Source organism: Bacillus sp. B2-WWTP-C-10-Post-4 (assembly GCF_009183805.1).
In the GTDB taxonomy this organism is placed as follows: domain Bacteria; phylum Bacillota; class Bacilli; order Bacillales; family Bacillaceae_G; genus Bacillus_A; species Bacillus_A cereus.
Genome location: NZ_WEII01000113.1, coordinates 1 through 11,758 on the forward strand (window position 1 = coordinate 1; position 11,758 = coordinate 11,758).

Sequence of the window (11,758 nt, forward strand, 5' to 3'; positions counted from 1 at the left end):
GTTATGATATGTTGATATTTAAATTAGGCCTATCGGAAATATAGAATAAGAAAATGGTCGATTTATGATATAATTTCTTTAATATTTTTAGAATGATAAAAGTTAATATAGTGAGATAAATACATATACGAAAAGAGGAATAACGTATGCGATATATTACAGCTGGTGAATCTCATGGTCCACAACTTACAACGATTATAGAAGGTGTCCCGGCAGGATTGTCTTTAGTAGCAGATGATATAAACGAAGAGTTAGCTAGAAGGCAAAAGGGATATGGGCGCGGTAGACGCATGCAAATTGAAACGGATCAAGTGCAAATTTTAAGTGGTGTTAGACATGGAGAAACATTAGGTTCCCCTATTGCACTTGTTGTTGAAAATCGTGATTTTGCACACTGGACAAAAATTATGGGGGCGGAGCCTTTAACTGAGCAAGAAGAAAAAGAGATGAAAAGGAAAGTGACAAAACCAAGGCCTGGGCATGCTGATTTAAATGGTGCGATTAAATATGGTCATAGAGATATGAGGAATGTACTGGAACGTTCGTCAGCGCGCGAAACGACGGTGCGTGTTGCTGCTGGTGCGGTTGCTAAAAAGGTGTTAGCAGAACTTGGTATTAAAGTGGCGGGCCATGTAATTGAAATTGGCGGTGTACAAGCTAAGGAGATTACGTATAGTTCAATTGAAGAATTAAAGAGTATTACAGAAGCATCTCCTGTACGTTGCTTAGATGAAGAAGCTGGTAACCAAATGATGCAAGCGATTGATGATGCGAAAGCAAATGGTGATTCAATTGGTGGAATCGTTGAAGTAATTGTGGAAGGGATGCCAATTGGAGTAGGTAGCTACGTGCATTATGATCGAAAACTGGATGCGAAATTAGCAGCTGCAATTATGAGTATTAATGCTTTTAAAGGTGTCGAGATTGGAATTGGTTTTGAAGCAGCGCATAGACCAGGAAGTGAAGTTCATGATGAAATTCTGTGGGATGAGGAGCATGGATATACACGAAGAACAAATAATGCAGGTGGACTAGAAGGCGGTATGACGACTGGAATGCCAATTGTTGTGCGCGGTGTGATGAAACCGATACCTACACTTTATAAACCTCTTCAAAGTGTAGATATTGATACGAAAGAGCCTTTTACAGCGAGCATTGAACGTTCAGATAGTTGTGCAGTGCCAGCAGCTAGTGTCGTTGCAGAAGCGGTTGTGGCTTGGGAATTAGCGACAGCTTTAATAGAACAATTCGGATTAGATCGTATGGAACTAATTCGTGAAAATATTGAGAAACATAATGAATATGCGAGGGGATTTTAATGGGAAACATACATATTCAAACGAAATCAAAAGAATATGATGTACATGTTGGTAAAGAAGCGTTGTCAAACTTAACAACGATCGTTCAAAATATGCAGCCAGCGGTATCTAACGTAATGATCATTTCAGATGAAGCTGTTGCATCACTACATTTACAGAAAGTTATCGATGCATTACAAGTAGAGCAGCACGTGTTTTCGTTTGTTGTACCAAGTGGCGAAAAAGAGAAGTCTTTCGAAAATTTCTATGCGGCTCATACGTCGGCTCTTGAAAATAAATTAGATAGAAATTCTTTAATTCTTGCACTTGGAGGCGGAATGATTGGAGATTTAGCTGGTTTTGTTGCTGCATCGTTTATGCGTGGTATTCGCTTTGTGCAGGTTCCGACAACTTTATTAGCGCACGATAGCGCAGTGGGTGGGAAAGTAGCGATTAACCATCCGTTAGGTAAAAATATGATTGGTGCATTCCATCAGCCAGAAGCAGTTGTATATCATACACCGTTTTTACAGTCTCTTCCTGAAAAAGAGTGGCGTTCAGGTTATGCAGAGGTGATAAAGCATGCTCTTATCGGTGATGTGGAGCTATACCATTGGTTAAAAGAAGAAGTGCAAACATTAGCGGATCTTCATGATGAGAAGTTAATCCATATATTAACGAAGGCGATTCCTGTAAAGGCAAATGTTGTGTCACAAGATGAAACAGAGAAGGGTGTACGTGCTCATTTGAACTTTGGACATACGTTAGGACATGCTCTTGAAAAAGAGCTAGGGTATGGAAATATTACTCACGGTGACGGTGTAGCGGTTGGAATGTTATTCGCCATATTTTTAAGTGAGCAAGTGTACAAGGTTGATCTTGCTTATGAAGATATGAAGCAGTGGTTCTTGAAATACGGCTATCCAAAAATGCCAAGAGATTTGAATGTAGAGCGCCTCGTTCAATTGATGAAACAAGATAAGAAAGCAAATGCAGGAGCAATTCATATGGTGCTTATGCAGGAATATGGGGTAGTGAATGTCGTATCTATTTCAGATGAGACTGTTCATATTGCGTTAGAGGCATTTCAAAAAGATATGGTTTAAAATGATAGCGAAGTGCTGTGAAGTGCTCATTTAGAGGTATTCTCGTAATAGTGACGGTTATGACAAAAGATTACAGTAAGGGGCTATAACCGTATTGTAATCAAATTGAATGAAATGACTGGGGGAAGAAAAATGAGAGTGAAAGAGCAATTGTTAACTTTGAGAGCGTATGTGCCTGGGAAAAACATTGAAGAAGTAAAAAGAGAATATGGTTTATCAAAAATTGTGAAATTAGCATCCAACGAAAATCCATTCGGTTGTTCAGCACGTGTGACAGAAGCATTAACTTCTTTAGCGAGCCAATATGCCCTTTATCCAGATGGATATGCCTTTGAACTTCGGACAAAAGTAGCGAAACATTTAGGTGTAAAAGCAGAACAATTACTATTTGGTAGTGGATTAGATGAAGTCATTCAAATGATTAGCCGAGCGTTATTACATGAAGGAACAAACGTTGTAATGGCGAATCCTACGTTTTCACAATATCATCACCATGCTGTTATTGAAGGAGCAGAAGTTCGTGAAGTATCACTTAAAGATGGTATTCACGATTTAGATGCAATGCTAGAGCAAGTAGATGAGAAAACGAAAATTGTATGGATTTGTAATCCGAATAATCCAACAGGTACATATGTTGAGAAACAAAAATTACTTTCATTTTTAGAATCAGTTCCTAAGTCGGCTCTCGTTATTATGGACGAAGCATATTATGAATACGCGGAAGCAGAAGACTATCCGCAAACATTACCACTTCTTGAAAAGTATGAAAATCTTATGGTTTTACGCACGTTTTCAAAAGCATATGGTTTAGCTGCTTTTCGTATCGGATATGCGATTGGGGATGCGAAGTTAATCGGACAGCTAGAAGTAGCTAGGTTACCATTCAATACATCAACTGTAGCCCAATCTGTAGCACTCGCTGCATTAGAAGATCAAGCCTTTTTACAAGATTGTGTGCAAAAGAATGCTGAAGGTTTAAATCAGTATTATGCATTTTGTAAAGAATATAACGTATTCTATTATCCATCTCAAACAAATTTCATTTTCTTAAAACTTGGTATACCGGGTAATGAAGCTTTCAAACGATTAATGAAAAAAGGATATATCGTTCGTTCTGGTGCTGCATTTGGTATCGATGATGGTATTCGTATTACTGTCGGTTTGAAGGAAGAAAATGATGAAATTATAGAGTTGCTGAAAGAGCTTGTAAATGAGCAAGTACAGAAAGAAGAAACATATTCTTAAGAGATTGTGAAGGCTCCTAGTATAGGAGCCTTTTTTATCGCATTCAAAATAAAGGTTGAAGACTGCTAATTAAGTTATTCTGTAAACCACGGTTTGTATGGCTTGATAATTAGTGAGAGAAGTTATTTGCACGGTCATAAAAGAAAGCGGTACAATAGAAGATGATGATAAGGTATCGGTGTCATATCCGAACCTTTTGAACAATTAACTACTCTGTAAGAAGAAGTATAAGAAGAAGCATGCTCATTCTAAAGGTTGCGTTCTAACAGTGAGTTGCTTATGATAAATGAACAGAAGAGAATATTTTTTAGAATTAAAGGAGACGTTTATGCAAAAGTTTGAACAAGCTGTTTCATATATTGAAAATGGTGAAGCGGAAAAAGGATTACAATTATTAAAAGAACAATTAAAAATTGCGAATGATGAAGAGAAGTATGATATCGCTCGTTACTATCATACGCTTGGATTTACAGATGAGGCATTAGCAATTACTGAAGACTTACGTTTACTGTATCCAGAAGAAAGTGAATTCACTGTATTTTTAGCAGAATTATATATTGATCTAGATAAAGAAGATGAAGCGATTGAAGTGCTTCATGATATTCCAGAAAATGACGATTTATATGTTCAATCGTTATTACTTGTTGCAGATTTATTCCAAATGCAAGGTTTTGATGATGTAGCAGAGCAAAAACTATTAAAGGCGAAAGAAATGATGCCTGATGAACCTGTTATTACGTTTGGGTTAGCAGAATTATATAGTAGTAAAGGTGAAGAACAAAAGGCAATTACTTATTATGAATCGCTATTAGCGGAACATAAAGTAATGGGTGGTGTTGTGATCGCACTTCGCCTCGCAGAAACGTTAAGCGCAATCGGAAACTGGGAAGAAGCGATTTCTTATTATGAAGCAGGCCTAGAGGAACAAAAAGATATTCACTCATTATTTGGATATGCCTTTACATTATACCAAGGTGAAGAATATCAGAGAGCAATTGGTGCTTGGCAAGAACTAAAAGAATTAGACCCTGAGTACGCATCACTGTACATGTATTTAGCGAAAAGCTATGAAAAAGAAGGAATGCTTCAAGAAAGCTATGAAACGCTTCATGAAGGAATTAAAGTAGATGAGCTTTCAGTTCCATTTTATGTAGAGTTAGCGAACATTGCGGCGAAATTAGGAAAAATAGTAGAAGCAGAGGAAGTTCTTCAAAAAGCGCTTGAGTTAGATCCAGGGCATTTAGGTGCAACATTAAAATATGCATATATCTTAAAAGAACAAGAAAAGTACGAAGAGTTAATTGCAATTGTAGAGCGTGCTATTGATAGTGGAGAACCAGATACACAACTACTTTGGGATCTTGCGTATGCAAAAAAACAATTAGAAATGTATTCGGATGCATTAAAACACTATGAAAGTGCATATACTTCTTTTAAGAATCATCCAGACTTCTTAGAAGAGTACGGTTATTTCTTATTGGAAGAAGGAAAACGAAAAGAGGCGAAAGAAGTATTTACCCAGTTATTACAACTAGACCCGACACAAATTCATATTGAAGAGTTGTTATATAATTTAGAGGATTTTTCATAAGTTGGAAGGAAACTGAATGCCGCTTCTTGAATCTAAAAAGAAAAGAGAAAGACAGAGGAGGGACTTAATTGCTATGAATACCCCTGTTTCTGTAAACGAGAAGAAGGATTTTGTAAAATGGTTTTTGAATAATTACCAACTGAAACAGCGTGAATGTGTATGGATTCTGAATTATTTAATGAGTCACGACCAATTGATGCATAAAGTCCACTTCGTAGAGCATGCAAAATATTGTCCGCGTGGCTTAGTGATGTCAGCGAATTGTGTGAAAGACACACCGTTTCACTTTTTTAAACAAAATGTTATGACAACAGATGCTGAAAAATCGTTTCATGATATTCGTTTAAATCGAGATGAGGATATTTATATTCAACTCAACTTTAAATCATCGTTTCAAAATGCGAATTATGTAGCTGTATTAGAAGAAAACCCATATTTACCAAAGCATATTGAAGTAAATGAAAAAGATCGTTTACTTGCAGAAAGGTTTTTGGAAGAAAGTGTATTTTCGTTTAGGAGAGAACGCCTTTTGAAACAAATTGATGAAGCGTTAGATAAGCAAGATAAGGAAGCGTTTCATAGATTAACGGCAGAGTTAAAGACTTTATAGAATTTATTTGGATTAATTAATTTTTACAAATTTCAGACTTTTATCAAGAAAAACTACCTATATTGGGTAGTTTTTCTTTTTTTACCTCTTTTAGTGTGGTTTAATATATATAAAGTGAAAGTTCTGTCATTTACAAGTGAAGGAGGGAAGGGATTTGAAGTGGATTGTAAAAGATGTAGAACAGTTTGAGCAAGCAAGAGAGTATGTTGATACAGGAGTAATACCGCTGTTATCAATTTCGGCAGCAAAAGAAATGAAAATGGTTGTAGAACAAGGTGAATTTATCGAATTGTTGAGCACGGAATTGGAAAGAGAGTATAAAGGAAGAGTGCTTTTACTGCCTGCGTTTACGTATTTGGTAGAAAGTCAAAAGAATGAAAAAGGTCGTTTGCAAGAATGGACAAATCATTTACGAAGTGAAGGTTTTAAGCATATTGCTTATGTTACAAGTGATTTTTCATGGAAAGAGGATATGCAAGAGTTACAGGGAGATTTATTTTGGTTTCCTTCATTAGCGTTAGAACAATTTAGTGATCAAGCAAAAAGAGAAGTTATTCATGCGCATATAAAAAATATAATGGTGATGTTGGAAGAGAAATGGGGAAACTCGCAATAAACAGAAAGTTCTTATTATTATGAGTAGTATGATATTGACCTGTGCATGAGCGTATTATATCATGATAGTGTCCTAGTTTTTATTTTTTATATAATTTATCACGAGGGGACAATTTCTGATAGAGGGGGGAAATTTTCGTGAGCGACAAAGAACATCGCGTGTCAAGAAGACAATTTTTAAATTACACACTCACAGGGGTAGGAGGCTTTATGGCTGCCGGTATTTTAATGCCGATGACGCGATTTGCGCTTGATCCGGTGTTAAGAAAAGAAGCGGGAACAGATATGGTTGCTGTTGCGCAAGTAAAGGATATTACAACAGAGCCGAAGCGTTTCGATTTTAAAGTGAAGCAGGTTGATGGTTGGTACAAGTCTGAAGAACCAAAATCGGCTTGGGTTCATAAAGATGAAAGCGGAGACATTGTTGCGTTCTCTCCAGTATGTAAACATTTAGGATGTACAGTTAACTGGAATTCGGACAAAGCACATCCGAATCAATTCTTTTGCCCATGTCACGGGGGGCGTTATACAAAAGATGGGATTAACATTAAAGGTACGCCACCCCTTGCTCCGCTTGATGTGTACGAGTCTAAAGTGAAAGATGGAACGCTGTATCTAGGAAAAGCGAAGCCAAGAGGGGGTGCAAAGTAGATGTTAAATAAAATTTATGATTGGGTGGATGAAAGATTGGATATTACACCAATATGGCGTGATATCGCTGATCATGAAGTACCTGAACATGTAAACCCGGCACATCACTTCTCTGCATTCGTCTATTGCTTTGGAGGACTTACCTTTTTCGTTACTGTAATTCAAATTTTATCTGGAATGTTTTTGACGATGTATTATGTGCCTGATATTAAAAATGCTTGGGAATCAGTTTACTATTTACAAAATGAAGTTGCTTATGGGCAAATTGTTCGTGGTATGCACCACTGGGGTGCTAGTCTCGTAATTGTAATGATGTTTTTACATACACTCAGAGTTTTCTTCCAAGGTGCGTATAAAAAGCCCCGTGAGTTAAACTGGATTGTTGGTGTTCTTATTTTCTTTGTTATGTTAGGTCTTGGTTTTACCGGATATTTATTGCCGTGGGATATGAAAGCTTTATTTGCTACAAAAGTAGGGATTCAAATTGCAGAGCAAACACCGCTCATTGGTCCTTATATTAAAACATTACTCGCTGGTCATTCCGAAATTGTTGGCGCTCAAACATTAACTCGCTTCTTTGCTATTCACGTCTTCTTCTTACCAGCAGCACTTCTAGGTTTAATGGCCTTCCACTTCATCATGATTCGCAAACAAGGTATTTCCGGTCCACTATAAGAGATTGCTAAATTAAAGGGGAAAGAACAAAAGGAGGGAGATTATGCATCGCGGCAAAGGGATGAAGTTTGTAGGAGATTCTCGGGTACCAGTAGCTCGGAAACCAAATATTCCAAAAGACTATTCTGAATACCCAGGGAAAACAGAAGCATTTTGGCCGAACTTCTTGTTAAAAGAATGGATGGTTGGTGCAGTTTTTTTAATCGGTTATTTATGTTTAACAGTGGCGCATCCGTCGCCGCTTGAGAGAATGGCGGACCCAACTGATGCTGGATATATACCACTTCCAGATTGGTATTTCTTATTCTTGTATCAGTTATTAAAGTATTCTTATGCTTCCGGTTCATTTACTGTAATTGGAGCATTTATTATGCCAGGGATTGCGTTTGGAGCATTACTGTTAGCTCCATTTCTTGATCGAGGTCCAGAAAGACGTCCATTGAAGCGTCCTGTGGCAACTGGATTTATGCTTTTAGCAATTGCATCGATTATTTTTTTAACTTGGGAATCTGTAGCACACCACGACTGGGAAGCTGCAAAAAAACAAGGAGCAATTGTAAAAACAGCGCCAGTTGATAAAAATGATGATGGCTATAAATTAATGCAAAAAAATACTTGTTTAACATGTCATGGTGACAATTTACAGGGCGGGGCAGCAGCACCGGCACTGCAAAACTTAACTTTAAAGCCAGAAGAAATTGCTAAAATTGCGAAAGAGGGAAAAGGTTCAATGCCTAAAGGTGTATTTAAAGGTACGGATGAGGAACTGAAGAAGCTTTCGGAATTCGTTGCAAAGTATAATAAAAAATAATAAAAAGCTGACTACAAAATTTGTAGTCAGCTTTTCTATTTAGTTGGATGAAGTTTGTTATAATAGAGTAGGATTTAATGAATGAATTACTTTGCTTGAAAGGTGTTGGACATACGGATTGGTGTACTTGTATGCAATGTTAAGACAACGCTCGGTATTATTATTTTTATTAATTGTTAACATATTAGGTACAATTTACGGATTTATATGGTACGGAAATCAATTGAAAGAAACGTCACCTATATTTTGGCCGTTTGTACCAGATAGTCCTATGGCGAGTCTCTTTTTTGTCTTTGTTTTAATTGCTTTTTTGGCAAAGAGAAACTGGGGATTAATAGAAGCGTTAGCGATTGTAACTTTAATAAAATATGGTATTTGGGCTGTTGTTGTAAACGGGATTATGATTTACGTAAAAGGGCCTATTGGCCTTATGGGCTACATGTTAATGCTTTCGCACTTTGCGATGGCAGTACAAGGATTTTTATATGCTCCATTCTATCGCATAAAAAAATGGCATTTTATAGTAGCAGCTGTGTGGACGTTGCATAACGATGCAATTGATTATTTATTTTGGCAAATGCCGCGATATGGAATTATGCATTTGTTTGTAGAGGAAATTGGTTATTTTACGTTTTGGTTAAGTATTGCTGTACTATGTATTACATATTATTGTTGCTTACGTGAGCAAAGGAAACAATTTTCTTTATGATGGTTAGAACATTTAGGGGGAGAACATGGAGAAAAATAAGAGTGGTACAAAAATATTGGATCGATTGATTACTTTAGTTGTTTCATATAGCATAGCATTTTCTATTTTTGCACTCGCAACAACGGCAGTTATCTATGGAAAATGGCTGTATTATTTTGAAATTGATTTTTTAAATATTCCTGATTTAGCGGATATGACGAAGGATGAAATTAAAAGAAATTACGATGTGCTTATTACATATTTATCCCCGTTTTATGACGGAGCATTACATTTGCCAACATTAGATATGTCCACAAATGGCCGTATTCATTTTGTAGATGTTAAAAATATTTTAGTAAAGATTCAATATGTGATGTATGCGACAATTATGATTGCAGTGATAGGCGGAATTTATTTATTAAAAAAGAAAAATGAAAAGTTTTTACTGCATGGATCGATTTTAACAATCATTTTTCCGATAGCGCTTATGTTACCAATTGCTATTAATTTTGAAAAGAGTTTTGTATTATTCCATAAACTTTTATTTAGTAATGATTATTGGGTTTTTGATCCTGAAAAAGATCCAATTATATTAATGTTACCAGAAGAGTTCTTTATGCATGCTGCGTGTGCTATTTTATTATTCATTTTAGGTGGTAGTATACTTTGTTACAGTTTATATCGATATTTCGTAAAAAAGAAAAGGATGTCACAGAAAAAATTCTCTGCTTAAAGAGAATTTTTTTCTTTGTAAAATGATAATATATTTTTCGGTCTAGTTCTGTTCTATTCTTGTCCAAATTAACATATTTTGTACTAGTAGTTATAGGGGGGACCGGGATGAAGAGAACATTAATTGGATTGATAGCATTTCTAATTATAATGTTTCCGTTACGTATATATGCTGAAGAGTGGAATGAGCTAACAGGGTTGTTAGACGACTCGTTACAGTTAGTGAAGCGTAATGAAGATGAAAAAGCGGTACAAGTATTACAACATTTCTCGGAGCAATTTTTAATAAAGGGGAATGAAAAGAAGCAGGAAGTAACACCAGATCAAGTTAGAGTTATTTCTTTAGCTTACGATAAGGCGCAACAATCGCTCTCTGAAGAAGGTTTAGGTAAGCAAGCTAAAATTGATAATGTGCTGGCATTACAACTTGCTGTTGATGCACAAGTATCGAAATATCAACCACTTTGGATGGAAAGAGAAAGGAAAGTAATGGATGCCTTTTCTCAAATGGAAAAAGCGATGGAAAAAGAAGATGCTGGGCAGTTTCAACAAACGTTAAATACGTTTTTAAATGAATTCAATATTATTTATCCAAGCTTAATGATTGCTTTGCCAGAAAACGAGGTTCAGCGTGTAAATGTTCATTTATCTTATTTAGATGAATTTCGTAACGTTATGTTAAAAACGAAAGGCGGCCAAATGCAATTAGGGATTATTAAAGGGGATTTGCAAAAGATATTTCACACAGTAAAAAAAGATGAAATTGCACCCTCTCTCATTTGGTTTATGACAATTACTGGGGGACTTATTTTCTTCACATTAACTTATGTTGGATGGAGAAAGTATAAAGGAGAGAGAGAAAAAAGAAAAAGTAATGTACATTCTAAAAATAGATAATGCAATAAATAAAGATATGGATTGTAAGGTTTATTCATTGACAATAGTAGCAGAAGAAAATAGAATGAGAAGTACTATAATTAAAACTTCAATGGAGGTTCATGATGTTTTATTTAATTTACTTCGCGATCATAATGATCATACCGTTGTATGCACAGTCAAGAGTACGTAGTGCCTATAGCAAGTATTCACAAGTTTATTCAACATCAGGTATGACAGGAGCGGAAGTGGCTCGAAAAATTTTAGATGAAAATGGATTATACAACGTAGCTGTAGAAGAAACACCAGGTCATTTATCAGACCATTATGATCCAACCGCTAAGACGGTTCGATTATCAACAGATAACTATTATGGACATTCAGTTGCTGGTACAGCAGTTGCAGCACACGAAGTAGGACACGCAATTCAAGATGCAAAAGATTATAAATTTATGCGCGTTCGTCATTCGTTAGTGCCAGTTGCAAACTTTGGTTCGAATATGTCTTGGATTTTCGTCCTAATCGGTATATTTGCACAAATGTCTGGTTTGTTGTTATTAGGTATCATTTTAATGGCAGCAGGTGTTGTGTTCCAGCTCGTTACATTGCCAGTTGAGTTTGATGCGTCAAAGCGCGCAATGCAACAAATTGAAGCGTTAGGTATTGTATCAACAGATGAATATGGGCAAGCTCGTAAAGTATTAAATGCGGCAGCATTAACATATGTAGCAGCTGCAGCTGTAGCGGTATTTGAATTATTACGTCTCGTATTAATGTATACTGGTATGCAGCGTAGCGACGACTAAAGACTATCAATTTTGATAGTCTTTTTTTGTTGTATGGATTGAATTATATAATGT

General features: G+C 36.2%; 13 protein-coding genes. All 13 read left to right on the forward strand.

What is annotated here, in order from left to right; translation table 11 throughout:
* Positions 1-146 precede the first annotated feature (146 nt).
* The 13 genes from aroC (at position 147) to GBN78_RS25350 (ending at position 11,704) form a co-directional block, all read left to right on the forward strand.
* Complete coding sequence (aroC, locus tag GBN78_RS25290; protein WP_025967071.1) at positions 147-1,319, forward strand: chorismate synthase; 1,173 nt, start codon at positions 147-149, stop codon at positions 1,317-1,319.
* Positions 1,319-2,404 (forward strand): 3-dehydroquinate synthase, encoded by a 1,086-nt coding sequence (aroB, locus tag GBN78_RS25295; RefSeq protein WP_025967072.1) that lies wholly within the window; start codon positions 1,319-1,321, stop codon positions 2,402-2,404. Before aroC ends, aroB begins: the two co-directional genes overlap by 1 nt.
* 132 nt (positions 2,405-2,536) lie before the next feature.
* Positions 2,537-3,649, forward strand: a complete 1,113-nt coding sequence (gene hisC, locus GBN78_RS25300; protein WP_152127836.1) for a histidinol-phosphate transaminase — start codon at positions 2,537-2,539, stop codon at positions 3,647-3,649.
* Between the two features lie 328 nt (positions 3,650-3,977).
* The gene (locus GBN78_RS25305; RefSeq protein ID WP_001168671.1) at positions 3,978-5,240 is read left to right on the forward strand and encodes a tetratricopeptide repeat protein; all 1,263 of its coding nucleotides are present in this window, start codon (positions 3,978-3,980) and stop codon (positions 5,238-5,240) included.
* 73 nt (positions 5,241-5,313) lie between these two features.
* Positions 5,314-5,850: a ReoY family proteolytic degradation factor gene (locus GBN78_RS25310; protein ID WP_001095925.1), complete on the forward strand. Its 537-nt coding sequence runs from the start codon at positions 5,314-5,316 to the stop codon at positions 5,848-5,850.
* Positions 5,851-6,004: 154 nt separating this feature from the next.
* The gene (locus tag GBN78_RS25315; protein ID WP_000871314.1) at positions 6,005-6,466 is read left to right on the forward strand and encodes a YpiF family protein; all 462 of its coding nucleotides are present in this window, start codon (positions 6,005-6,007) and stop codon (positions 6,464-6,466) included.
* 137 nt (positions 6,467-6,603) lie between these two features.
* The gene (gene qcrA / locus GBN78_RS25320; RefSeq protein ID WP_001280593.1) at positions 6,604-7,116 is read left to right on the forward strand and encodes a menaquinol-cytochrome c reductase iron-sulfur subunit; all 513 of its coding nucleotides are present in this window, start codon (positions 6,604-6,606) and stop codon (positions 7,114-7,116) included.
* Entirely contained in the window at positions 7,117-7,791 is a 675-nt protein-coding gene (gene qcrB, locus GBN78_RS25325; protein ID WP_000932700.1) for a menaquinol-cytochrome c reductase cytochrome b subunit, read from the forward strand.
* Between the two features lie 43 nt (positions 7,792-7,834).
* Complete coding sequence (qcrC, locus tag GBN78_RS25330) at positions 7,835-8,602, forward strand: menaquinol-cytochrome c reductase cytochrome b/c subunit (RefSeq protein ID WP_000554603.1); 768 nt, start codon at positions 7,835-7,837, stop codon at positions 8,600-8,602.
* Positions 8,603-8,720: 118 nt separating this feature from the next.
* The gene (gene lhaT, locus GBN78_RS25335) at positions 8,721-9,311 is read left to right on the forward strand and encodes a lipoprotein heptaprenylglyceryl N-acetyltransferase LhaT (protein ID WP_025967075.1); all 591 of its coding nucleotides are present in this window, start codon (positions 8,721-8,723) and stop codon (positions 9,309-9,311) included.
* A gap of 25 nt (positions 9,312-9,336) precedes the next feature.
* Positions 9,337-10,023, forward strand: a complete 687-nt coding sequence (gene lit, locus GBN78_RS25340; protein ID WP_000414369.1) for a lipoprotein intramolecular transacylase Lit — start codon at positions 9,337-9,339, stop codon at positions 10,021-10,023.
* Between the two features lie 107 nt (positions 10,024-10,130).
* Complete coding sequence (ypjB, locus tag GBN78_RS25345; protein ID WP_000831583.1) at positions 10,131-10,919, forward strand: sporulation protein YpjB; 789 nt, start codon at positions 10,131-10,133, stop codon at positions 10,917-10,919.
* 101 nt (positions 10,920-11,020) lie between these two features.
* A complete protein-coding gene (locus tag GBN78_RS25350) occupies positions 11,021-11,704 on the forward strand; it encodes a zinc metallopeptidase (RefSeq protein ID WP_058839490.1) in 684 nt (227 codons plus the stop codon).
* Positions 11,705-11,758 lie beyond the last annotated feature (54 nt).